The organism is Winogradskyella endarachnes (assembly GCF_009741275.1).
Classification (GTDB): Bacteria; Bacteroidota; Bacteroidia; order Flavobacteriales; family Flavobacteriaceae; genus Winogradskyella; species Winogradskyella endarachnes.
In genome coordinates this window covers 638,305-663,777 of sequence record NZ_WOWS01000001.1, presented here as the reverse complement: position 1 = coordinate 663,777, position 25,473 = coordinate 638,305, and the positions used below count along the sequence as shown (strand labels likewise).

19 protein-coding genes are annotated in these 25,473 nt (G+C 32.0%); 12 read left to right on the top strand and 7 right to left on the bottom strand.

Features of this window, described 5'->3' with window-relative positions; genetic code table 11:
• Positions 1–44 precede the first annotated feature (44 nt).
• From lon to cmk, 4 genes are all read left to right on the top strand, one after another.
• Positions 45–2,498 carry an endopeptidase La gene (gene lon / locus GN138_RS02960; protein WP_157361971.1) on the top strand — a complete coding sequence of 818 codons (2,454 nt, stop codon included), beginning with the start codon at positions 45–47 and terminating at the stop codon, positions 2,496–2,498.
• Positions 2,482–3,303 carry a LysM peptidoglycan-binding domain-containing protein gene (locus GN138_RS02955; RefSeq protein WP_157361969.1) on the top strand — a complete coding sequence of 274 codons (822 nt, stop codon included), beginning with the start codon at positions 2,482–2,484 and terminating at the stop codon, positions 3,301–3,303. Before lon ends, GN138_RS02955 begins: the two co-directional genes overlap by 17 nt.
• A gap of 73 nt (positions 3,304–3,376) precedes the next feature.
• Positions 3,377–4,396: a type IX secretion system protein PorQ gene (porQ, locus tag GN138_RS02950; protein ID WP_157361967.1), complete on the top strand. Its 1,020-nt coding sequence runs from the start codon at positions 3,377–3,379 to the stop codon at positions 4,394–4,396.
• Positions 4,397–4,559: 163 nt separating this feature from the next.
• Positions 4,560–5,249 carry a (d)CMP kinase gene (gene cmk / locus GN138_RS02945; RefSeq protein ID WP_157361964.1) on the top strand — a complete coding sequence of 230 codons (690 nt, stop codon included), beginning with the start codon at positions 4,560–4,562 and terminating at the stop codon, positions 5,247–5,249.
• A gap of 76 nt (positions 5,250–5,325) precedes the next feature.
• On the opposite strand, the gene GN138_RS02940 is transcribed toward cmk, so the two are convergent.
• Together GN138_RS02940 and GN138_RS02935 are read right to left on the bottom strand one after the other, a co-directional pair.
• Positions 5,326–5,703 carry a LysM peptidoglycan-binding domain-containing protein gene (locus GN138_RS02940; protein WP_157361962.1) on the bottom strand — a complete coding sequence of 126 codons (378 nt, stop codon included), beginning with the start codon at positions 5,701–5,703 and terminating at the stop codon, positions 5,326–5,328.
• Between the two features lie 141 nt (positions 5,704–5,844).
• Complete coding sequence (locus GN138_RS02935) at positions 5,845–6,255, bottom strand: hypothetical protein (protein WP_157361961.1); 411 nt, start codon at positions 6,253–6,255, stop codon at positions 5,845–5,847.
• A 289-nt stretch (positions 6,256–6,544) separates the two neighbouring features.
• Between GN138_RS02935 and rpsA the strand changes: the two genes are divergently transcribed.
• The 5 genes from rpsA (at position 6,545) to GN138_RS02910 (ending at position 11,365) form a co-directional block, all read left to right on the top strand.
• Positions 6,545–8,374, top strand: coding sequence for a 30S ribosomal protein S1 (rpsA, locus tag GN138_RS02930; protein WP_157361959.1), 1,830 nt, complete (start codon positions 6,545–6,547; stop codon positions 8,372–8,374).
• 156 nt (positions 8,375–8,530) lie between these two features.
• Positions 8,531–9,070, top strand: a complete 540-nt coding sequence (pyrR, locus tag GN138_RS02925) for a bifunctional pyr operon transcriptional regulator/uracil phosphoribosyltransferase PyrR (RefSeq protein WP_157361957.1) — start codon at positions 8,531–8,533, stop codon at positions 9,068–9,070.
• Between the two features lie 69 nt (positions 9,071–9,139).
• A complete protein-coding gene (locus GN138_RS02920; protein ID WP_157361954.1) occupies positions 9,140–10,069 on the top strand; it encodes an aspartate carbamoyltransferase catalytic subunit in 930 nt (309 codons plus the stop codon).
• A gap of 3 nt (positions 10,070–10,072) precedes the next feature.
• Positions 10,073–10,405: a ribonuclease Z gene (locus tag GN138_RS02915; protein WP_157361953.1), complete on the top strand. Its 333-nt coding sequence runs from the start codon at positions 10,073–10,075 to the stop codon at positions 10,403–10,405.
• A 54-nt stretch (positions 10,406–10,459) separates the two neighbouring features.
• Positions 10,460–11,365, top strand: a complete 906-nt coding sequence (locus tag GN138_RS02910) for a ribonuclease Z (RefSeq protein WP_157361950.1) — start codon at positions 10,460–10,462, stop codon at positions 11,363–11,365.
• Between the two features lie 3 nt (positions 11,366–11,368).
• Here GN138_RS02910 and GN138_RS02905 read toward each other — a convergent pair whose 3' ends face one another.
• Positions 11,369–11,782: a hypothetical protein gene (locus tag GN138_RS02905; RefSeq protein ID WP_157361949.1), complete on the bottom strand. Its 414-nt coding sequence runs from the start codon at positions 11,780–11,782 to the stop codon at positions 11,369–11,371.
• A gap of 88 nt (positions 11,783–11,870) precedes the next feature.
• Here GN138_RS02905 and pdxH point away from each other — a divergent pair, with 88 nt between their 5' ends.
• From pdxH to GN138_RS02890, 3 genes are all read left to right on the top strand, one after another.
• Complete coding sequence (gene pdxH, locus GN138_RS02900; protein WP_157361947.1) at positions 11,871–12,518, top strand: pyridoxamine 5'-phosphate oxidase; 648 nt, start codon at positions 11,871–11,873, stop codon at positions 12,516–12,518.
• 326 nt (positions 12,519–12,844) lie between these two features.
• Positions 12,845–13,336, top strand: coding sequence for a CAP domain-containing protein (locus GN138_RS02895; RefSeq protein WP_157361944.1), 492 nt, complete (start codon positions 12,845–12,847; stop codon positions 13,334–13,336).
• A 107-nt stretch (positions 13,337–13,443) separates the two neighbouring features.
• Complete coding sequence (locus tag GN138_RS02890; protein WP_157361943.1) at positions 13,444–14,295, top strand: T9SS type A sorting domain-containing protein; 852 nt, start codon at positions 13,444–13,446, stop codon at positions 14,293–14,295.
• 82 nt (positions 14,296–14,377) lie between these two features.
• On the opposite strand, the gene GN138_RS02885 is transcribed toward GN138_RS02890, so the two are convergent.
• The 4 genes from GN138_RS02885 to GN138_RS02870 form a co-directional block, all read right to left on the bottom strand.
• Entirely contained in the window at positions 14,378–15,280 is a 903-nt protein-coding gene (locus tag GN138_RS02885; protein ID WP_157361941.1) for a carboxypeptidase-like regulatory domain-containing protein, read from the bottom strand.
• 125 nt (positions 15,281–15,405) lie between these two features.
• Positions 15,406–17,349, bottom strand: coding sequence for an OmpA family protein (locus GN138_RS02880; RefSeq protein ID WP_157361939.1), 1,944 nt, complete (start codon positions 17,347–17,349; stop codon positions 15,406–15,408).
• Between the two features lie 13 nt (positions 17,350–17,362).
• A complete protein-coding gene (locus GN138_RS02875; RefSeq protein WP_157361937.1) occupies positions 17,363–18,298 on the bottom strand; it encodes a PorP/SprF family type IX secretion system membrane protein in 936 nt (311 codons plus the stop codon).
• Between the two features lie 9 nt (positions 18,299–18,307).
• A complete protein-coding gene (locus tag GN138_RS02870) occupies positions 18,308–25,189 on the bottom strand; it encodes a DUF7507 domain-containing protein (RefSeq protein WP_197429304.1) in 6,882 nt (2,293 codons plus the stop codon).
• Between the last annotated feature and the right edge of the window lie 284 nt (positions 25,190–25,473).

Sequence of the window (25,473 nt, the reverse complement as noted above, 5' to 3'; positions counted from 1 at the left end):
TGTTGTTCTGTTTGTTTTTATGACAGAATGACCATAATATATATATGAAAAAATCCAAATTTATAAATTTAGACAATCTGTCATTTCAAGATTTTAACGAAAATTCAGAGTTAATACCGTTAATGACACCAGAAGATGAAGAGTTAATTAACAACGAATCTTTGCCAGATTCTTTACCAATTTTACCTCTGAGAAATACGGTACTTTTTCCCGGTGTTGTAATTCCTATTACTGCAGGTCGAGATGCATCTATTAGATTAATTAATGATGCCAACAAAGGCGGAAAAGTTATAGGTGTTGTTTCTCAAATAGATGAAAATGTAGAAAATCCTAAAGCAAAAGATATTTATAAAACTGGTACAGTTGCCAGAATTTTAAAAGTATTAAAAATGCCAGATGGTAATACTACAGTGGTAATACAAGGTAAGAAGCGTTTTGTGATTAATGAGATGGTTTCAGAAAAACCGTATTTAACAGCAACAATATCTGATATACCTGAAGCAAAGCCAGCTCCAGATAATGAAGAATTTAAAGCCATAATTGATTCTATTAAAGATTTATCTTTAGATATTATAAAGGAAAGTCCAAATATTCCTTCAGAGGCAAGTTTTGCTATTAAGAATATTGAGAGTAGTTCATTTTTAATCAATTTTGTGTCTTCTAACATGAATCTAAAAGTAGAGGAGAAGCAAGAGTTATTAAAAATTAACGATTTAAAAGAGCGTGCGCTTCAAACCTTGAAGTACATGAATCTAGAATTTCAAAAACTAGAGCTTAAAAATGATATTCAATCTAAGGTTCAAAGTGATATGAACCAACAGCAGCGCGAGTATTTCTTGCATCAACAAATGAAAACCATTCAAGAAGAATTGGGTGGAGGTGTATCTTCTGGTGAGGAAATAGAAGAAATGCGAGCACGTGCTAAAGACAAAAAATGGGACGATAAAGTAAAGGAGCATTTTGAAAAAGAATTAGCTAAAATGCAACGTATGAATCCTCAGGTTGCTGAGTATTCTATTCAACGTAATTATTTAGACTTATTTTTAGATTTACCATGGAATGAGTTTAGTAAAGATAAATTTGATCTTAAACGTGCTCAGAAAATTTTAGATAGAGATCATTTTGGTTTAGAAGACGTCAAAAAAAGAATTATAGAATATTTGGCCGTTTTAAAACTTAGAAACGACATGAAATCCCCAATTCTATGTTTGTATGGACCTCCAGGTGTTGGTAAAACATCTTTAGGAAAATCTGTAGCCGAAGCTTTGGGTAGAGAATATGTAAGAATTTCTTTAGGTGGTTTAAGGGACGAAGCAGAGATTAGAGGACACAGAAAAACTTATATTGGTGCAATGCCAGGACGTATTATTCAGAGTTTAAAAAAGGCACAAACATCTAACCCTGTTTTTGTTTTAGATGAGATAGATAAATTATCTTCTAGTCATCAAGGTGATCCGTCCTCTGCATTGTTAGAAGTTTTAGACCCAGAACAAAATAATGAGTTTTATGATAATTTCTTAGAGCTTGGATATGATTTATCTAAAGTAATGTTTATTGCAACCTCTAATAGTCTAAATACAATTCAGCCTGCATTAAGAGACCGAATGGAAATTATTAATGTTACAGGTTATACTATTGAAGAAAAAGTAGAGATTGCAAAACGCCATTTATTACCGAAGCAACTTAAAGAGCATGGTTTAGATGATAAAGCATTAAAAATTGCAAAACCACAATTAGAAAAAATAGTTGAAGGTTATACTAGAGAATCTGGAGTTAGAGGCTTAGAAAAGCAAATTGCAAAAATGGTACGTTATGCTGCCAAGAATATTGCAATGGAAGAAGATTACAATATTAAAATCTCTAATGATGATGTCATTGAAGTTTTAGGAAGCCCAAGATTAGAACGCGATAAATACGAAAACAATGATGTTGCTGGTGTAGTTACAGGCTTAGCTTGGACAAGTGTTGGTGGAGATATTTTATTTATAGAGTCTATTTTATCTAAAGGTAAAGGTGCGTTGTCTATTACTGGTAACTTAGGGAAAGTAATGAAAGAGTCTGCGACTATAGCCATGGAGTACATAAAAGCTAATGCAGAAGAGTTTGGTATTAATCCAGAAATTTTTGGTAAGTACAATGTGCATATACACGTGCCAGAAGGAGCTACTCCAAAAGATGGACCAAGTGCAGGTGTTACCATGTTAACATCTTTAGTATCTTTGTTTACGCAACGTAAAGTTAAAAAGAGCTTGGCTATGACAGGTGAAATTACATTACGTGGTAAAGTTTTACCTGTTGGTGGTATTAAAGAAAAAATCTTAGCGGCTAAACGCGCTCGTATTAAAGAAATTTTGCTTTGTGAAGACAACAGAAGAGATATAAATGAAATTAAACCCGAATATTTAAAAGGATTAACGTTTCATTACGTAACAGAAATGAGTGACGTTTTAAAGTTGGCTCTTACCAAGCAGAAAGTAAAAAATGCAAAAAAATTATAGATTAAATATATCCATTATTGCCCTCGGATTTTCTAGTATTTGCGCAGTGGCACAAGATGCTGTAAAATATAAAGATGTTTTTTTAGATGGAAAGCCAGCTAAATTAAATATTTCTACAGGAGAAGTTAAACTAGTAACGGCAGAAGAACTAGTTGTTAAAACTAAAGGTTATACTGTAAAAGAGAGCTCAGCTATTCTTGAAAATAATGAGGACAATAATGGTGAAATCTATTATGTTACTGAAGCAGATTTTTATACGGTTGCAGAAGGTGAAACTTTATTGGATGTTGCAAAAAAATATAGTGTTTCCTTAACTAAATTGAAAGAAGTAAACGGTTTAGAAACTACCTTGGTAGATGCTGGCCAAAAACTACGTATTGGTAACTTTAATGCAATTAAAGCACCAAATGAAAATACAACATCTTCCAAAACATCAAATTTAGAATCTTCAAATACTACTTTAATTATCACAGATTCTGTAAATAGTGATTATTACATTGTAAAAAATGGAAATACCCTCTTTAGTTTAGCGAGACAATTTAAGTTGAGTGTAGATGAATTAAAACGCTTAAATAATTTAAATTCTAACTTAATTACAGTTGGTCAAAAGCTTAGAATTGTAGATTCTGTTTCAGTAGAAGAAGAGTCTAATCATAATAATTTGCCATCAATTTATATTGTAAAAAGTGGTGATAATTTGTACCGTATTGCCTTAAATAATAATACAACTGTTGAGGTTATTAAAAAACTAAATGGACTAACAAGTAATTTAATCACTGTAGGCCAAAAATTACAATTACATTAGAAAAAATTACGTTAGAAAAAATAAAAAAATCATATCATCGTTTTAAGATAGATTTAGTTATTTTGCAAAATCTATGATTAAAAGGATTTTCACCTTATGTATTATGCTTTCTGCATTACCTGTTTTTGCACAATTGGGTGGCGAATCAACCTATCAATTTCTAAACTTAGTATCATCTCCAAGACAAGCCGCTTTAGGAGGTAAAATCATTACCAATTTCGATAAAGATGTAACAGAAGCATTATATAATCCGGCTTCTATAAACTATCAAATGAATAATCAATTGGCTCTAAATTATTCTAGCTATTTAGGTGGAATAAGCTATGGGACAGCTGCATATGCTTACACTTGGGATAGACATGTGCAAACCTTTCATTTTGGGGTAACTTACATCAATTATGGTTCTTTTGATGGTTATGATGTTAATGGAAATTCAACCGGAACATTTAGCGGTAATGAGACCGCAATTTCTCTGGGTTACAATTATCAAATTCCATATTCTGATTTTTATGTAGGAGCCAACGTTAAGTTTATTACATCATTGTTAGAACAATACAATTCCATTGGAGGCGCAGTAGATATTGGAGTAATGTATATTAATGAAAAATTAGATTTTCATGCGGCTTTATCTATTAGGAATTTAGGAAGTCAATTTTCAACATACGCTGGTCAATATGAGCCGTTACCATTTGAGGTTAATTTCGGAATGTCACAAACCTTAGAAAACATGCCGTTGCGTTGGCATGTAACGTTAGAAAATTTACAAAAATGGCCAATATCAGTTGCTAATCCTGCAAGAACAACGACAGATTTAGATGGTAACCAAACCGAAGAAAAAGTAAGCTTTTTTAATAAAGGTCTTCGTCATTTAATATTAGGAGCAGAGTTGTTTCCAGACGGAGGCTTTAATTTACGTTTTGGGTATAACTTTAGACGGGCAGAAGAATTAAGAATTGAAAACCAAAGAAATTTTTCGGGCTTATCATTTGGTGTTGGTATAAAACTAAATAAAATGAAATTTAGTTATACACATGCGAGATATTCTGGCGCTTCTAATACAAGTTTCTTAGGGCTTCAAATAGATTTACGATAAATAGAATAGATAATTTGTATTTCATATTATAAGGTATAAAATGCTTATATTTCTAAAGGTCTTAATTTTTAATTGGAGTGTTTGGCCTATAAAGAACTTTAGGAATAAGTAATAAATTTGAATAAAATAATTTAAAAGATTCCCATTTTCATGGGAAATAAATATGAATAAAATTGTAATTGCCATAGACGGATTTTCTTCAACAGGAAAAAGTACAATAGCTAAGCAGCTAGCAAAAACACTTAACTATATTTATGTAGATACAGGTGCAATGTATAGAGCTGTCACTTATTTTGCTTTAGAGAATAAATTAATAGGTGAAGATTTTTTTAAAGAAGATGAATTAATTGAGAGACTAGGAGAAATTGCCATAACATTTAAGTTTAATGAAGCTGCTGGTTTTGCTGAAGTGTATTTAAACGGCAAAAATATTGAAGCAGATATTAGAACGCTTAAAGTTTCAAAATTTGTGAGTCCTGTGGCTACTTTGTCTGAAGTTAGACGAAAGTTAGTAGAGCAACAGCAACTTATGGGAAAAGATAAAGGGATTGTAATGGACGGAAGAGATATTGCAACTGTTGTTTTTCCTGATGCAGAGTTAAAAATATTTATGACGGCTTCTGCCGAAACAAGAGCAAAGCGTCGTTATAAAGAATTATTAGACCGTGGACATCAATTAAGTTACGATGAGGTTTTAGAGAACGTAACAACAAGGGATCGCATTGATTCTACAAGAGAAGAATCACCTTTAGTAAAAGCTGATAATGCAATAGAAATTGATAATTCTAATATGACTATAGATGAGCAATTACAGCGTTTAATTGTATTGGCTGAAGAATTGATTTCGAAATAAAAAACACATAATTTGTATTTACAAAAAAAGCGACCAAAATGGTCGCTTTTTCATATAATTTATCGTTCCTCTTCTCTTATAAATTAGGAATGATTAATTCTTGATCAGGATGAATAACATCAGGATTTTTAAGTAAATCAGAGTTAGCAGCAAAGATTTCTTTATACTTCATTGCATCACCATAATAGTGCTTAGCAATTTTTCCTAAAGTTTCTCCAGAAGCAACAGTATGTCTAGCATACACAGACTCATCTGCAACTTTAATATCAGCGATGATATCAGAAGGCTCTACACCACCTACTTCTTTAATTTTATCCCAAAGTAAGTTTTTTTCGTATTGTGTAGCTGCAGTACCTAGTACTTTAAGTACACCATTTTCTTCAGTTACTTCTCCGTTTTGGATATTTAATTTCTCTCCTAAATCTAATACGCTTTGGTATTTTGCTTTAACCATTGTTTATAATGTTTTAATTGTTAATAGTAATTATTGTAAATATACCAAAATATGTGCCAAGATTTATGCAATAAAGCATCATTTTGATATTCTTATTTATAGGAAACACTAATTGTTGTTTGGTCACTTTATGAGATAGTTTTATTCTTCTATTACTTTAGTATAAATTTCCCAATGACGATGCTCATTCTCATAATACCAAAGTTCCAAGGTGTTTTCAGTGATTAAATATGTTTCTGTATTAATGTTTCCATTTTCGGAAGCAAACGTTATCGTTGTATTATCGGTATCTAAATTAAAGGAACCGTAATTTTCGCCACTATAAATATAAGTATAGTAACCTATTAAATCATTTTTGGTGTCATTATCAGAAAAAATAAGAGATTCGCAACATACAATTTCAGCAGTAGATGTATTATCGATACCTCTCATGCTTATTTCCCATTCGCCTAAAATACCTGTGTTTTCTAATGGATAATTATTAGAATCATCATCACTACAACCGAAAAAGCAACAAGAGAAGAGTATAAAAAATAGAACTGAATTTTTCATAACTTTAAATGTTTGGTTATAAAATTAATTCAATTGAATGAGATAGAATTTATTTATGCGTTATCTAATTGTAAATTTAGCGTTTTAACGGCTTGTTAATAAACTGTTTAAACGTTGTTACATTTAGGTAAATATGTTTTGTTTTGTTTTAAAAATATTGTACTTTTGCAGCCCTTTTTAGCGGATTAAAGAAAGAGAAAAGGGAATAAACTTAATTTTAATTAATATCTTCTGTAGATTTTCCGTGTTATTTCTATAACTACAGAATACAAATTTTAATTCAGCACACATGTCTGAAAAAGAAACAAATCAAGCTGAGGTTGAAGCAACTGAAGCAGTTCAAGCTCCAGTAATCTCTGAAGCACAAGCAAATCCAGAAAAATTCTTAGCAGAGTTCGATTGGCACAATTACGAAGAAGGAATTGAGCAAGTTGCGGACACAAAATTAGAAGAGTTTGAAAAATTAGTATCTGAAAATTTCGTTGATACATTAGATGATCAAGTTGTAGAAGGTACTGTAATCACAATCACAGATCGTGATGCAATTATTGACATTAACGCAAAGTCTGAAGGTGTAATTTCACTTAATGAGTTCCGTTACAACCCTAACTTAGCTGTTGGTGATAAAGTAGAAGTATTAATTGATGTACGCGAAGATGCAACTGGTCAATTAGTATTATCTCACAGAAAAGCGAGAGTAATTAAAGCATGGGATCGTGTAAACAATGCACATGAAACTGGTGAAATTGTAAACGGTTTTGTAAAATGCAGAACTAAAGGTGGTATGATCGTAGATGTATTTGGTATAGAAGCTTTCTTACCAGGTTCTCAAATCGATGTGAAACCAATTAGAGATTACGATCAGTACGTAAATAAAACTATGGAATTTAAAGTTGTAAAAATCAACCACGAATTCAAAAACATAGTTGTTTCTCATAAAGCGCTTATTGAAGCAGATATTGAAGAACAAAAGAAAGAAATCATTGGTCAACTAGAAAAAGGACAAGTATTAGAAGGTGTTGTAAAAAATATTACTTCTTATGGTGTGTTTATCGATTTAGGTGGTGTAGATGGTTTAGTACATATTACAGATTTATCATGGTCTCGTATCAACCATCCAAATGAGATTGTTGAGTTAGATCAGAAATTAAATGTTGTAATCCTTGATTTTGATGAAAACAAATCAAGAATCCAATTAGGTCTTAAACAGTTATCTAAACATCCATGGGAAGCTTTAGGTGAAACTGTAAAAGTAGGAGATAAAGTAAAAGGTAAAGTAGTAGTTATTGCAGATTACGGTGCTTTTGTTGAAGTAGAAGAAGGTGTAGAAGGATTAGTTCACGTAAGTGAAATGTCTTGGTCAACACATTTACGTTCAGCGCAAGATTTTGTATCTGTTGGAGATGAAATTGAAGCGGTTATCTTAACTTTAGATAGAGAAGATCGTAAGATGTCTCTTGGTATTAAGCAATTAACACCAGATCCATGGACAGATATTACTAACAAATACCCAGTTGGTTCTAAACACACAGGTATTGTACGTAACTTTACAAACTTTGGTGTTTTTGTTGAATTAGAAGAAGGTATTGATGGATTAATTTACATCTCTGATTTATCTTGGACTAAGAAAATTAAGCATCCATCTGAGTTCTGTAATGTAGGTGATAAGTTAGATGTTGTAGTATTAGAGTTAGACGTAGATGGACGTAAATTATCATTAGGTCACAAACAAACTACAGAAAACCCTTGGGATAAGTACGAAACTGAATTTGCTTTAGGTACTACGCATACTGCAGCAATTACAGAAGTAGTAGATAAAGGTGCAACTATAGACTTTAATGAAGATATCGTTGCATTTGTACCAGCACGTCACTTAGAGAAAGAAGATGGTTCTAAACTAGGTAAAGGTGAAGAAGCAGAATTCAAAATCATTGAATTTAATAAAGAATTCAAACGTGTTGTAGCATCTCATACAGCAGTATTTAGAGAAGAAGAAGCTAAAATCGTTAAGCAAGCTGTAAGAAAAGCAGAAGCTCAAGCGGCAGAAGCTAAACCAACTTTAGGTGATGCAAATGATGCTTTACAAGCTCTTAAAGATAAAATGGACGGGAAGAAATAAGCCCACGCATTAATCTATATTAAAAAGCCTCTCGATTTTCGAGAGGCTTTTTTTGTTTTATAATTTGTACGGTTTAGATATGTCTTTGTGTGTAAATTGTATTGTAAACAAAAAATTTTACCCTAAATTTGTAAACCAACAACGTTTGGAAACTATATGAGTCATAAAGTACTACTTAACTCTAAAGAAGTCAATATTATCCTTCACAGATTGGCTTGTCAACTCATTGAAAATCACGATGATTTTTCTGAAACAGCATTGATAGGTATTCAGCCAAGAGGAAAGTTTTTAGCAAATCGTTTAGCTAAAATTCTAACCGAAGATTACAATATTAAAAACATTCAACTTGGTCATTTAGATATTACTTTCTTTAGAGATGATTTTAGAAGAGGAGAAAAACCATTAGAAGCCAATACTACAATTATAGATTTTATTGTTGAAGATAAAAACGTAGTTTTTATTGATGATGTTTTATATACCGGAAGAAGTATAAGATCTGCTCTAACGGCAATTCAATCTTTTGGAAGGCCTAAGGATATAGAATTGTTAACTTTAATAGATAGACGTTTTAGCAGGCATTTACCAATACAACCTAATTATAGAGGAAGACAAGTAGATGCTATAGATAACCAAAAGGTTATTGTTAAGTGGCAAGAAAATGAAGATGAAGATGCAGTTTATTTGGTTAACAAATAATTGAATTAAATCATATAATAAAAAGTGAATTGCTAAAGGCGAATAGCTAATAGCTAAAAGCAAAATAGAATGAGCGAATTAAGTGTTAATCACTTATTAGGAATTAAATATCTCACTAAAGAAGATATTGACCTTATTTTTGATACTGCCGATCAGTTTAAAGAGGTTATTAATAGACCTATTAAAAAAGTACCATCACTTAGAGATATTACTATAGCAAATTTGTTTTTTGAAAATTCAACCAGAACAAAGCTTTCTTTTGAGTTAGCGGAAAAACGATTATCTGCAGATGTTATTAATTTTTCGGCTTCCCAATCTTCGGTAAAAAAAGGAGAAACACTTATAGATACAGTTAATAATATTCTGTCTATGAAAGTAGATATGGTAGTAATGCGTCACCCAAACCCTGGAGCTGGTGTATTTTTATCTAAACATGTTAATGCAAGTATTGTTAATGCTGGTGATGGTGCACATGAGCATCCTACTCAAGCCTTGTTAGATTCTTATTCAATAAGAGAAAAATTAGGAAGCGTTAAAGGTAAAAATGTAGTTATTGTTGGCGATATTTTACATAGTAGAGTGGCACTTTCAAACATATATGCTTTGCAATTACAAGGTGCAAATGTTATGGTTTGCGGGCCAAAAACATTACTGCCAAAATATATTAAAGAGTTGGGCGTTAAAGTAGAAACCAATCTAAAAAAGGCTTTAGAATGGTGCGATGTAGCTAATATGTTACGTGTACAAAACGAACGTATGGACATTAGCTATTTTCCTTCTACAAGAGAATATACTCAGCAATTTGGAGTTAATAAAGAGTTATTAGATAGCTTAAATAAGGAGATTGTAATAATGCATCCTGGACCAATAAATAGAGGTGTAGAAATTACAAGTGATGTTGCAGATTCTAAACAGGCTATAATTTTAAATCAGGTAGAAAACGGTGTCGCTATTAGGATGGCAGTGATTTATTTGTTAGCTTCTAAAATTAAACAGTAGGATATGATAATAGATAGAGACGGTAATACTACAATAATAGCACAAGAAAAAGCTTCGGTAAAAACATTAGTTAATAATATTGAGCAGGCTTATGATAAGTATAAAAACTATCATCTAATTGTAAGATTATCTAGTTTAGAAAAAATAAAATTAGAAGATATTTTAGAATTTCTTCGGTTAAGTAATAATCATAGAGCAGATAAAAAGAGCTTTGTTGTGGTATCTGATCAGGTAGATTTAGATAATATGCCAGACGAAATTGTGGTGGTCCCAACTATACAAGAAGCATATGATATTATAGAAATGGAAGATATGGAACGCGACTTAGGGTTTTAAAAGTCTATTAGTTGATGGTGTCTTTAAGTCATTTCAACCTATTAAATACAATTAATGAAATTAACTATTCTTGGCTGCCATAGTGCAACACCACGTATAAATACAAATCCAACATCGCAAGTTTTAGAAATTAAAAACCATATGTTTTTAATAGATTGTGGTGAAGGAACTCAGGTAGAATTAAGACGAAACAAGGTTAAGTTCTCTAGAATTAAGCACATATTTATTTCTCATCTTCATGGTGACCATTACTTTGGGTTAATAGGTTTAATAAACACATTTAGTTTATTAACTAGACTTACAGAACTTCATATATACGGACCAAAAGGTCTAAAAGAAGTTGTTTTACTTCAAATGAAATTATCTGGAGGATGGACACAATATCAACTTATTTTTCACGAATTAAATTCTAAACATTCAGAATTAATTTATGAAGATGATAAAGTACAAGTACATACAATTCCACTTAAACACAGAATTTATACCAACGGATTTCTTTTTAAAGAGAAAGAGAATGAGCGTAAATTAGATATTAATATGGTAAATGAAGCCAATATTGATATGGCTTATTACAGAAAATTAAAGCAAGGTTTTGATGTGGTTAATGAAGATGGCGTTCTTATTAGTAACCAAAAAGTAACCAAAGACCCAGTGCCAGCAAAAAGTTATGCGTATTGCAGTGATACAGTTTATAATGAAGAAATGCTTCCTATTATAGAAGATGCTACAGTGCTTTATCATGAATCTACGTTTTTAGAAAAAGACGAAGCACGCTGTGAGCCTACAAAACATAGTACAGCAAAACAAGCAGCTACAATAGCAAAAAAAGCGAATGTAGATACTTTAATACTTGGCCATTATTCTACACGTTATAGCGACTATAACTTGTTTAAAAACGAAGCCAAAACTGTTTTTGAAAATACCGTTTTATCTAAAGACGGCAAATCGTTTGAATTTTAACGTTTATCTCAATTCAGTTAAATGTTGTACCCAACCAATAGCTTCCTCTAAACTAGACGAACGTTTTAAGCTTATTGATGCTAATTTCTTCTCAATACTAGCACTCATAAAAGAAGAGTTAGAATACGTTACAATAGATGCTGCCACTAACATATTATCATCTTTATCAAAATAAGACCACAAAATAGGGTCAATAGAATAAGAATTAACACGGTTAGCTATATAAGCTAGTTTTTTATCAAAACCGTAGTGAGCGGTTATTTCTGTTAGTAATTCGTTTAACTTATCAAAATTAAAGTGAACACCTTCGTTAACTTCCATAATAATGAAGTTTTCAAAGAGGTAATTGGTTCCAAAGTCTAAAGTTAATTTTTCATAAGTTAATGATTTTGACAGGAGGGAATTTTCAAAGTGCATTTAAGGGAATTATTTTTTAAGGGTGGTTATTTTATAAAACTACACTTTTTTTGATAAAAACAAAATATTGAATTAACTTCGTATTCCTATGGAAAAGGACTTAAGCGATTACAGAAAATCTTACGAAAAAGGGGAATTATTATTAAGTAATGTTCCAGAAAATCCATTAGAATTATTTAGAGATTGGTTTGTTGAAGTGGATACAAATTTTAATGTAGACGAGACCAATGCTATGACTATTTCTACCTTAGGGCTAGATGGTTATCCCAAAAATAGAGTTGTACTTCTTAAAAAATACACGCACGAAGGTTTTATATTTTACACTAATTATAATAGTGAAAAAGGGAAGGCTATTGCTAATAATCCTAATGTATGTTTATCTTTCTTTTGGCATGCTGCAGAACGTCAAATTATCATAAAAGGGACGGCAGAAAAAATTTCAGAAAATCTTAGTGATGGCTATTTTGAGTCGAGACCACGAGGAAGTCAGCTAGGAGCAATAGCTTCTAACCAAAGTGAAACTGTAAAGGATAGAACAGAGTTAGAACTAAAATTAAAATCTTTAGAGTCTAAATTTGAAGGAAAAGAAATAGAACGACCTAAAAATTGGGGAGGCTATATGGTAAGACCTGTTGAATTAGAATTTTGGCAAGGTAGACCAAATCGACTTCACGATAGAATAAGATATCAACTACAAGCAGATTATAACTGGAAAATTGAGCGTTTGGCACCATAATTACACTTTAGCTTTTAATTATTACCACATCCATTGTTTTTAAATAATCATACTTAAATTTAAGGATACTATCTACCAAATTTTTTGATACAATTTGCGTATGGTTCTGTAATCATTACTATTCATTTTTTATATTACTATTAATTCGATGAATAGCCTTTTTAATCGGTTGTATGGTAGTAAAATATAGCAAATACATGTATTTCGTCGATGTTTTGCATATTAATCCGATTAAAAACATGCATTTTGTCGTTTTTAACATTTATTTAACATTTTAATAAATATGTGAGTTTAATTTAGTGTTGCCAAATAGTAATATCCTACTTATGAAGACTCTAAAAAAAATATTTTTCTTCGCTATAATTGTGTTAAGTTTCACCTCTTGTTCTACAGATTCTGTAGACGAAGGTATTGCAACAATTGAAGTTCCTTCAACTCCTCAAGCCAAGCAAATTGAGATTGAAATAATGGAATTAATAAACCAACATAGAATTACTTTAGGTTTAAATACGCTACAAAACCATGATACGGTTAAAGCGGTAGCATCAACTCATACTACTTATATGATTGCAGAAGCTAATGTCTCTCATGATTATTTTTTTCTTAGAAAGGAAAGTTTAGAGACCAATGCAAATGCCAATGAAGTGACTGAAAATGTAGGTTATGGGTTTCATACTGCAGAAGGTGTGGTTAATGCTTGGTTGGCAAGCACAAGTCATAGAGAAAATATAGAAGGTGATCATACAGATTTTGATGTCTCTGCAGAGCAAAATGCGGAAGGTAAATGGTATTTTACAAATATTTTTATTAAAAGATAGTTCTTATATATAAGTAACGTAAATAAACTAGACGTAACGATTCTACTGTGTATTAAATAGAAATTATCCCTAATATCTAACACTTATTAAACTTATAACCCTTACTTATGATGCAAAAATTACTCTACAGTTTAATTGTCTCATTGATGACTTTTTCTTCTTTTTCCCAAAGTGTAAAAATTACAACTATGGTTGAAGGGGATTGCCCAACTGGTTCAGTGGCACCAAGATTTATTGAATTATATGTTGAAGGTAGCGTAGATGTTACAGATTTACAAATTCAGTTTCAGTTTGCCTCAGCTACAAATTGGGTAACTAATAATTCTATAGGTACTGGTATACATACAGACACCTATTTATATCTTGTAAACGATGTTACTGCTTTTGATGACAACTTTCCAGGTGTGAGAACGTCTGTAAATACAACAATTGGAACCGTTTTATCTAGTGTAGAAGGTGGTGATAAGGTAAGATTGATAGATGCAGCTAACGGAAATCAAGTTATAGATATTTTTGGGTTTGATGGTCAAAATGGTGAAACAGAATCTTGGAACTTTTCAAACTCTTATGTAAAAAGGAATGCTGGTAGTGGTCCAAGTAGCACCTTTACAGAAGCCAATTGGTCTATTACGCCAAAAAATACGCTTTTATTTGAAGGTGTTTGTTGGAGTGAAGGTGCTTTAGATAACATTGTAACTTTGCAAAATTACGCCTTATCAACAGATGATTTAGATTTATCGTCTTCACGGATAAGTTATTATCCAAATCCTGCCAAAAGTGTAATTAGAGTTTCTGGATTAGAAAATAATGAAAGTTATGTAATGTATAATATTTTAGGAACAAAAGTGCTTAATGGAATTTTAGATAACGATAAAAGTATTGATGTAAGTGGTTTATCTACAGGTATTTATTTATTAAAAATAGCATCAGGTCATACCTTAAAAATCATTAAAGATTAAGCTAGATTAATTCAAGGTTGATTTTGAAATCTCTGTTCGTTTTATATGAGCAGGGATTTTTTTGTTAAAATTTAGATAGGCTTTATTCTTTTTCAAAAACAGCTTTTAATTTAATAAATGGTACAGCAAACAACTTCTTTTTAAATACGGATGTTTTACGTTGTTTATGCCATTGGTTAGATCGGAATCTAAAATATGTTTTACTAGATTTAGTATGAGTGTAAATGAGACTAGGCGCTGAGAGGTACATTGCGCTTTCAACTTTAACAAAGTCTGGTTTAATGGTTTCAATACCTATAAACATACCAATTTTAGAAAATGGAATACCTTTTTCTTCTAAATCTACTATAAGGTTTTTAGTTTCAGTTTCTGGTTTTATAATTATGTTTTCAAAATGAATTAAATCTCCAGGAAACCCTAAATTATCCACATTATAAAAAGCTATTCTATAGTAGGTTTGATAAGTAAGAAATTTATCGTCTTTAATTGTTTTAAATTTTAAATGAAGTTCAGTGAGCTTGCCATATTTATTCTTAGGATTTTCTATAAATATGGCCACTTCGGACCCATATGGTTGAGAAAGTGGAAATGTTTGATTTCTGTTTCCTGTAGATAGTTGGGTGCTATTCTTACTAAAATTTTTAGGATTACTATGAATTAAAATTTCTTTTAATGGTTCAGTTTTAGAGGTAAGTTCTAAATTCAGTTGATATTCCTTGTTCTCTTGAAATTTACTAACGGCTAATTTTTGTTTTTTATATCCTATATAGGAAATAATTAACGTGTCTTTTACTGTAGTTTTTGATAAGTTAAATTTATACCCACCATTTTCATCTGAGTAAACACCAATCCTTTTATCTTTAATACTGATATTAACATAGGATAACGCTTCATGTGTAAGACTATCTGAAATTTTCCCTTTTAATGTTTGAGAGCTTATTGTGAGGTGAATGAGTACAAGTATTATTACAGTATAATATTTCATCACATAGAGTAAAGTCAAACTTACAGTATTCTATTTAAATTTTGGGTACAGATTGCACTTTCCTAAATAAAAAAAGCAAGCCTTATTAAGCTTGCTCTTCGTTCTTTTGGTGTGTTTTTTAAATTTTATTCATTGTCTTCATTACCATCTACAATATAGAAATATGATCGTCTATTAACCTGGTGTTCTTCTTCACTACATTTTACTCCGTTTTCACATTTGTTAAGCAGTCTAGTTTCTCCAAATCCTCTTGCACTTTGTATTCTACTTCTTTCAATACCTCTAGAAATTATATATTCTGCTGTTGATTTTGCACGTTTGTCAGATAGTTTTAGATTGTATTTATCACGACCTCGGCTATCGGTATGTGCTTCAATTTTAATAATCATTTCATCGTGTTTACGCAATACGTTAACAATGTTTTCTAGTTCATATTGTGCATCAGTTCTAATGGTTGCTTTGTCATAATCAAAGAAAATAGGGTTAATGATTATTTGACTTTCTAACAACATTGGTTTTAAAACAAGATCTAAAATGTTTTCTTCTTCATTTTTATTAGATGTTATTATGGTTTTCTGGTCTTCGTGATAATCATCTTTTGTTCCAAGAATTGTATATTTTTTATTACATTCTACTTCAAAAGCATAAGCTCCATCTTCTTTTGTTATGGCTTCGGCAATAATTTTGCCTGTTTCATCAATTAGTTTTACGGTAACACCATTTAGTATAATTTCGGTTCTGTGTTCTGTAGCAATACCAGAAATTAGTTGAACACATTTTGATATGGTAAAGCCATAAATGTCATCTCCACCTTTGCCTTCTGGTCTGTTACTAGAAATATATCCTTTTTTAGTTTCATTGTCTATGTAATAGGCAAAATCATCGTAACCACTGTTAAATGGAGCACCTAAATTTTCTGGCGCTGTTATATTTTTTGAGTCTTTTAGAATATTAGATTTAAAGATATCTAATAACCCTAGGTTTAAATGACCATCCGAAGAAAAATAAAATGTACTATCTTGACTTACAAATGGAAACATTTCACGTCCTTCAGTGTTAATTTTATCACCTAAATTTATGGGTTCTCCGTAAGTTCCATTTTCTTTAATAGACACTGCATAAATATCGGTTTGCCCAAAACCATCAGCACGATCAGATACAAAATATAGTGTTTTGTTATCCACGCTCAGTGCAGGATGACCTGTAGAATATATTTCGTCATTAAATGGTAATTCTTCTGGTTCAGTCCATAGTTTACCAACTAATGTAGATTTATATAATTTAAGATGAGTTGTTCCTTCTTTATCATATTTTAATCGTTGTCTTTGGTTAACGTTATCTCTAGTAAAATACATAGTTTTACCATCGTTAGTTATAGCAACAGATGCTTCATGATAAACGGTGTTAATACCTTGGCTCAATAATTCAGAAGGCTTATCATATGTGTTTAAAGCTATACCTTCTTCATTAACTTTTTCTGTAAAATCAACTTGAAAAATATCTAAAAAAGGTTCTTTGTTCCAATTATAAACTTTTTTATTTTCACCTCTTGCAGATGCAAAATAAAGGGTACTATCTTTTACAAATGATCCAAAATCTGATAATTCAGAGTTAAATGATAAGTTCTCCATAGTGACCATTAAATCGACATTCTTAGAGGTTAATTGGTCAAAAACTCCTACATTATTAGGGTCGTAACCTTTTAATCTACTATCACCTTTTTGTGCATCACTTAATTTTTTAAACCAAACATTGGCTTCTTCATAATTACCAATACTTCTTAGTGATTGTATATATTTATAAATATATTCAGCTTCAATATTTTTGTATTTAGTAAGTGCTTTTTTGTACCAATAAACAGCTTTTTCAGAATTAGAATTATTGTAGTAAGCATCACCTAAGCGCGTTAAAACGTGAGCATCTGCTTTTCCTTTTTCTACTACTTTTTCATATAATTCTATAGCTTTTACATAGCCGTAATTTTCAAAAAACTTATCAGCTAGTTTGGTTTGAGAAAATGATAATGAACTAGTAATAGCTAAGAATAATGTGAGTACTTTTATTTTCATATAACTAGAGTGTTTAGAAATATCTAGGTGATTTAATTCGTTTACTTTTAAAGACTTCAAACATTAGTAATACTTCATGTGTGCCACTAGTATACGCTGATAAATCTGAAATTGGATATTCATAAGCATAACCTATTCTTAGTTGTCTTGAAATTTGAAAATCAGCTATTCCACCAATTGCAGCAGCCTGCTCATTTATTCTGTAGGCACCACCAATCCAGAATTTTTCATTAAATAGAAAGTTAGCAGAAATGTCAAAGGATAAAGGTGCTCCATTTGTTGCTTTTAATAAAATCGAAGGTTTAAGCTTTGTAGTTTCGTTTAAATTAAATACGTAGCCACCAGTAAAATAATAACTTATTCTTTCTAAAGCTACATAATCTATAGTACCATTATGTCCTTTGTTATAGTCTATATTTAGAATTCTTGGTGCAGATAAACCAACATACCAACGTGCATCATGTAAAAATAAACCAGCACCAACATTTGGACTCCATCGGTTAGATACATCATTAAAAAAAGGATCATCTACTACAGATGGGTCGTTTAGTAATGTTTCGTCTAAGGTGTAATGAGTTACACCAGCTTTCATACCAAAAGCTAATTTTGTTGTTTTACCAGTATTTATGGTGTATGAATAATCTGCATATAAGTATGAAAAATTCTCGTATCCTAATTGATCATTGATAAAAGAAATTCCCACTCCCATTTTTTCATTTCTTAAAGGTGTATGTACTGATAATGTTTGAGTCTCAGGACCACCTTCTAAACCAACCCACTGACTTCTATGCAAACCAACAACACTAAGTGTTTCTCTGCTACCAGCATAAGCCGGATTAATAGAGATGGTGTTAAACATGTATTGCGTAAACTGCGGTAACTGCTGGGCAAAGGCTGTAAATCCGCTTAGCAAAAGTATAGCAATACTAATATATTTTGAAAACTTCATCGGTTAAGGTTATTTGTTTGTTGCTACGTATATAGGACCTGTAAAAGGTGATAAACCGCTATTTTTTAAATTAACTATATAATAGTAAGTACCTGTAGGGACGTTACCAGAACTTCCTACTGAAGCACTGTTAGAAAATCCATTCCAATTATTTTTATAATTATTAGATTTGTATATTTCTGCACCCCATCTATTAAAGATTTGAATTTCTACTTCAAAGTCACAATCTTCTACACCAGTAATAGTAAAGAAATCATTAAAACCATCTCCATTTGCGGTCACTGTTTTTGAAATAACAACGTCATCTTCACCACATCTTAGAACCACACAATCATCATCTAAAGTTATGTTTAACTCTACTTCAGTTTGACATGGTCCATCGAAAATAGTATACATAAATGTATAGTCTCCTGTAGCGTGTATACCTGGATCAAAATAACTTCCGTCTAGTGTTGCATTACCATAGATTACACTCCATTCACCATCTGTCTCATAATCTCCAGATAATAAATTAAACAAATCAAATTCTGGGTCTAAAGTACAGCGTTCTGTATCTAATGCTTCAATATATGTGCCTACCTCTACAGCAATAGTTTGTGTAAAATCTGCCATATTACCACAATCGTCAGTAACAGTCCATATTCTAGTTATATCATAGAATTCTGGATCAATACCAATTGTAGATTCTTCATGGAATTCTACTTCAATATTATTTGAGCAAGAGTCTTCAAAAACTAAACTAGGAACAACTGGAATGTCACTACATAAAACTGACATAGAAGTTTCTATAGGTGTTAATAGTGTAGGAGGGTTATTATCTTCTACAGTTATTATTTGTGTGTGAACGTTTTCATTATTACAATCATCAAAGGCGGTCCAAGTGCGTACTATGAGATAGTCTCCTATACAAGACCCAGTAACAATTTCTTCTTCAAAGGTAACTTCTGCTAAGCTACAATTATCTGTTGCAGTTAAACTTTCTACGCTAGGTACTGCATCACATTCTGTTGTTAAATCTTGAGGTAATGTTTCATTAAAAATAGGCGCTGTAGTATCTTGAACCGTTATAGTTTGAATATGTGTAGTTGTGTTATTACAAGCGTCACTCAATGACCATGTTCTTGTAATAGTAGCTTCTCCAGAACATTCGCCATTAACAATAGTATCTGTAAATACTGCTTCTAGGCCCACAGCACAATTATCTAATTCATCAGTAACATCACCTGTTAAGGAGACGTTTGTAACATCTATATCACATTCAATAGTAATATCTTCTGGTACTGTAAAAGTAGGCGCAGTTGTATCTTCAATAGTTAAGATAGCGGTCAATGTTGAGGCATTACCACAATCATCCGTTACGGTATATAGTACTGTTATTGATCCTGCAGAACCACATGTTGTGATAAGATTAGTATAATCGAAATCAGAAGTAACTATGTTTGTTGGGCTAACATCACAGGTATCAGTTCCACACGTTTCAAGTGCTACAATATTGGTAGCATTCCATGCTAAAGCTAAATTTTCGGTATCTAAACCTGCACATTCTATGGTTTCGTCAATAACAGCACAAGCAGATAAATCTGGCCCAGTAGTATCTTCTAAAGTAAGGGTAGCCGTAAAAGATGTTGCATTATTTGCAGAATCTGTTAGTGTATAAGTAACAGTAATTGTTCCACCCGCACCACATGTTGAAACTAGGTTATTAAATACGTAGTCTGATGTTACACTAAAGTTATTATCACACGCATCTGTTGCGCAATTTTCTAACGCTAATATATTCTCGGAATTCCAAGTGTTAGCAATAGTTTCATTATCTGTTCCGCTACATTCTATTGTAGCATCTAAAACTGCACAATTAGAGACATTAGGCGGTGATGTATCTTCAATTAACTCTGTTATTGTTTGCGAAGTAGCATTAACATTGGTGTTATTAATTACTTCTAAAGCATTTACTGTTGCGGTATTAATTACTTCAGTGGCATCAATATCTAATTGAGTTACCAAATAAATGGCCGTATAATACCAAGTTTCAGAAGGAGCTAAAAGACTATCTCCATCTATATCTCCCGATACATAGTCAATAGTAACAGCTGGTGTTGCATTAGATAATAATGGGTCTGTTATAGTTACATTGCTTAAAGCAACATCACCAGTATTTGTTACTTGAAAAGTATATGTTATTGTTTCATCAATTTCTGTACAACCATTACCATTATCATTATTGAAGTTTCCTATTTTGACGAGTTCAATACCAAATTCACTACAAAGTGTTACTTCAGTGTTATTTGCATCAATAATATAAGTGTCATTAGCTTGTACAGTTGTAGTTCCATCAGGTTCTAAACCAGAAGCTGTTACATTGTTAGTAATATGACCGGCATCTACATTAGCTTGTGTAATTGTGTAATTAGGAGCTGTGAATACCCAAGTTTCCGTTGGGTCAAGAATACTATCGTTATTATCGTCTCCAACAAGTGAAAGGGTAGAAGTTATATCTCCGCCTAATAAATCATCGGTAATTGTAATTGTGTTAATAGAAACATTACCAGAGTTTGTTACTGTAAAAGAATATGTTATTTCATCACCTTCACCAACACAACCTGCAGTTGCTGTGGAAGCGGCTTTCACAATATTAATTCCGCCATCGCTACAAAGTGTTACTTCAGTGTTATTTGCATCAATAATATAAGTGTCATTAGCTTGTACAGTTGTAGTTCCATCAGGTTCTAAACCAGAAGCTGTTACATTGTTAGTAATATGACCTGCATCTACATCAGCTTGTGTAATTGTGTAATTAGGAGCTGTGAATACCCAAGTTTCCGTTGGGTCAAGAACACTATCGTTATTATCGTCTCCTACAAGTGAAAGAGATGAAGTTATGTCTCCACCTAATAAATCATCGGTAATTGTAATAGAGTTTATAAGTACGTCACCAGTATTGGTTACTGTAAATGTATAAGTAACTTCATCTTCTGCTGTAACACAATCTGTAACTGCACTCGTTGCCGTTTTAACAATACTTAAACCAGCAACGCCATCTAGTGTAATATAAACTGTAGCTTCATCAAGTGCATTAGGAGTACCATTATCACTAAGACTATAAATAAATGAATCTGTTCCAGTATATCCAGCATTTGGAGTATAAGAAAATTCACCAGTATTAGCATTTATATTTACAACAACACCTTGGGTTGATATTACAGATGTTGATATCACTGTTTGTATGTCACCTTCTATATCATTGTCATTAGATAATACGTTTCCTGTTAAGATACTTGTAGGATTAACATAATACGCATCATCATTTGCATTAGTGGTATTTGGAGTACTAGAATCTTGCACTGTTATAGTTACTGTAGCAGTATCGCAAAGTTGAGGTGTAGCATCATCACAAATAGTATACGTAAAGGTGTCTTCTCCTGAAAAACCAGGATTGGGTATATAGGTTATTGTGTTATTTGGATTAACAGTTATTGAACCATTAGCAGGATTTGTTGTTCCGGTAATATTAATGGAATCTCCGTCTTGGTCAAAATCATTTGAAAGAATAGCAATTTCAATTGGTGTTGCTTCAGGAGTTGTAGCAGTATCTGCATTAGCAATAGGAGCTTCATTATCATCTTCACTTTCTGGTAATATTTCAATATACGCAATAGCTGAATCACATGCTTGAGGGTTTCCATCATCACATATTGTGTATTCAAATGTATCTTCACCTATAAATCCAGAATTTGGAATGTAAGTGTACGTGCCATTAGGGTTAATTGTTACAGAACCGTTTGAAGGATTTGTGTTAGCGGTTACTGTTTGTATATCACCTTCTAAATCCTCGTCATTAGTTAATACGTTACCAGTAACAGATTGGTCCACAAAAGTATTGTTAATATCTGCAATGGCATCAGTACAATTTATTAGAATTTCACTGGTTATTGTTGTTGAACAGTTATTAGCATCTAAAATTGTAAATGTATAATTTCCTGGATCTAAATCTGAAAATATTCCATCATTTTGATAATTAGCACCTGCATCTTTTGAATAGGTATAAGGAGCAGTGCCACCTATACCTGAAATGGTAATGCTTCCTAATCCCGAACAAATAATATTAGATTGCGAATTTATAGAGCCTGATAAAGCTTGAGAAGGTTGTGAAATTTGAATATTATGAACCACAGGATCACAAGACGAGCCATCCATTGCCACACTAACAGAATAATTACCAGCACTAACATTAGATATTGTACTAGAAGCAACATTAGTATCAACTTGACCATTAGACCAAGTAAAAGTATATGTAGCATTAGGGTTTATTGCAGAACTAGCAGACACAGTAGCCTCACCAGTAGCTTCACCATAACAAAGCACGTCCGTAATAGTGCCAGAAGTTGTAGCGGTATCACAATCGTCAGTACAAGTAATATCAACAGTTTGTATGGTTTCACAATTATTGGCATCTGTAATAGTAACGGAATAGGTGCCTATTGCTAAATTAGAGATAGTAGCCGTAGTTTGGTTACCAGCCGACCATAAATAGGTATAAGGTGCAGTACCACCAGATGGATTAGCTGTAGCTGAGCCATCATCACAGCCTTGAGCAGATGTAGCGTTAACTTTATCAATAGAAACAGACAATGCAGCTGAAGGTTGGGTAATTGTAAAATCTACTGTTACTATACAATCATTGGCATCAATAACTGTGTAGGTATAGTTGCCTGTTGCTAAATTTTCAAAATAGTTATTTGATTGTAAAGTTGTTCCGTTATCTAATGAGTATTGGTAAGGTGCTGTACCTCCACTGACTTCATATTTTATTTTACCAGTTGATTCTCCAAAACACAATACACTCGTATTATAAATTAAATTTGTTGATAAGGCTTCGTTTGGTTGAGTTAAAGTAATGGATTCTGTATCTGTACAACCATTATCATCAGTTACAGTTACTGTATATGTACCTGCAGTTAAATTAGATAAATTTTGATCGGTAGAACCATTACTCCATGCATATGTCAAATTACCAATTCCACCCCATACGTCTATTGAAATTGCTCCAGTAGCATCTCCATAACACAGTATATCTGTTGTTGAAACCACATTAATTATTATTTCGTCGGGTTGGGTTATTTCTAAATCTACAGTAGATGTGCAATCTAACGCATCTATAATAGTTACAGTATAATTACCTGCAGAAAAAGGAGGTGCAAAGAAATCACTAGTTTGGGTAGTTGTACCACCATCAACTGAATACAAATATGGAGGAGTTCCACCAGAACCAATGACTTTAAAATCTCCGGAGTCGTTACCATAACAATCTACATGTTTTATCCAATCTACGACAACAGCTAACTCTTCATTTGGTTGTTCAATTTCAAAAACTTGATCTTTAGTACAGCCATTTGCATCTGTTACTGTTATAGTATAAGAACCCGCGTATAAATTATTAATATCTTGGGTGGTTGAAGAATTGCTCCAGTTATAAGTGTAAGGAGGAGTTCCACCTGTTACAGTAACATCAATTGCACCATCATTACCTAATTTACAAGAAACATCTGTAATTTCTGATGTTATTTTTATACTAGATAATTGAATAGGGTTATTAGAATAAATTTTTTCACAATTTGAGTTTATATTTTTTAATTTTAAGTTATAAGAGCCTGCAGGCACATTAAAAATTGGAGAACTTTGATAATCACCCGAATTTAATTTATATTCATATTCGGCACCTAAAGGCGAAGTAACTTCTATATTAAAGGTTCCATCTGTATTGCAATCTATTTGGTATGTTGGGTCTGGTGGTAAATCTACAAAGTTGAGATACACAGTGGCTTGATCACATACGCTTTCGTTTGGTGCAGGTAAACAAACACTATATTCAAAACTAACTTCACCTGTAAAACCAGGGTTTGGTTCATAGGTATATGTACCATCTGTATTTAATTCAAAAAAGGCACCAGCAGTGGTTGGAGCAGAAACTAAACTAAAAGTAGAATTTTCAGGTGCATTATTTGTAAGTTTTAAGTCACCATTATAAGTTTCGTTAATACAATTAACCTCGTGGTTGTCAACCGCATATTTTTGAAGAATTAAAAATTTACCATCACCGTGATCGTTGGTTGAAGCATTAAATTCAATTTTCGTTATTTTAGAACCTAGAGGAACTATGTCACTTAAATAGAAAAGCGCCATTCCAATGGTTTTGTTTTGTTCAACCGTTCTATCCGTTAACCAATAATCAGTACCAGGGTTTGGAGTTTGATTTGGAGGTTGATAAGTACCATTTATGGTAGAATAATTAGCTCTAACAAAAGTTTCTCCTAAAAAAGTTTCTGTACCGCCACCCATAGGTGTACCATAAACTGCTATATGATAACAATTATTTGCGTTTCGTTCTGTAATGGCTAATACGCCACCTTCATTTGCCGGAATTGATGGATTGTAAAAAATAGTCTGTTTTTGGGCATCTGTATATGCTACTCCATCAAAATTTTGACATATGTTTCTTCCGTTTTTACTGCAAGAGAAAAAGTGATTAAGATTTTTGTCTTGAAACGCAGATAAAGCTGCATCATGCCACAACGGATTACTACTATCATTAAATATTGTTGTTGAATTTTCATTTATGTGGTTATAAGAATCACCATTTGGACCAACACGCGTCATCTCATAATCCGTGGGAACTACAAATGTATTATATAATTCTCCGTCAATAGTAATGGATTTAATCGTTGCAGGATAAGTACCATCTGGTTGTGTAGCCTCTAACCATTGAAAGGTTACACCAGTTTGTATAGAAGGTGATTGCTGTGCTACTAATAAATTTGACAATACAACAAAAAAAGCTAAAATGACAGCTCTTGTTATATTTATTACAGAAACACAATTGTATTTTTTTCTCATACCGTACATAATAACTTATTGTATCAATAATTCAATATGTGTACTGAACGCATTTATGGCAAAAAAAATGGCATAAACAATTCAGTATAGAATATTAATGTTATTCGTTTTTGTTAAAATATAGAGGGAGATATTATTAACGTAAATGAAATATATTTAATGGATTAATATATTTTTTGATTTGGCATCATTTACATTATTTTTACGTTACAAAATAAATATTTACTAAAACCATAAACAAACTTTGATGTTAAGTCGGCAATTTACTCGATATAATGGACATG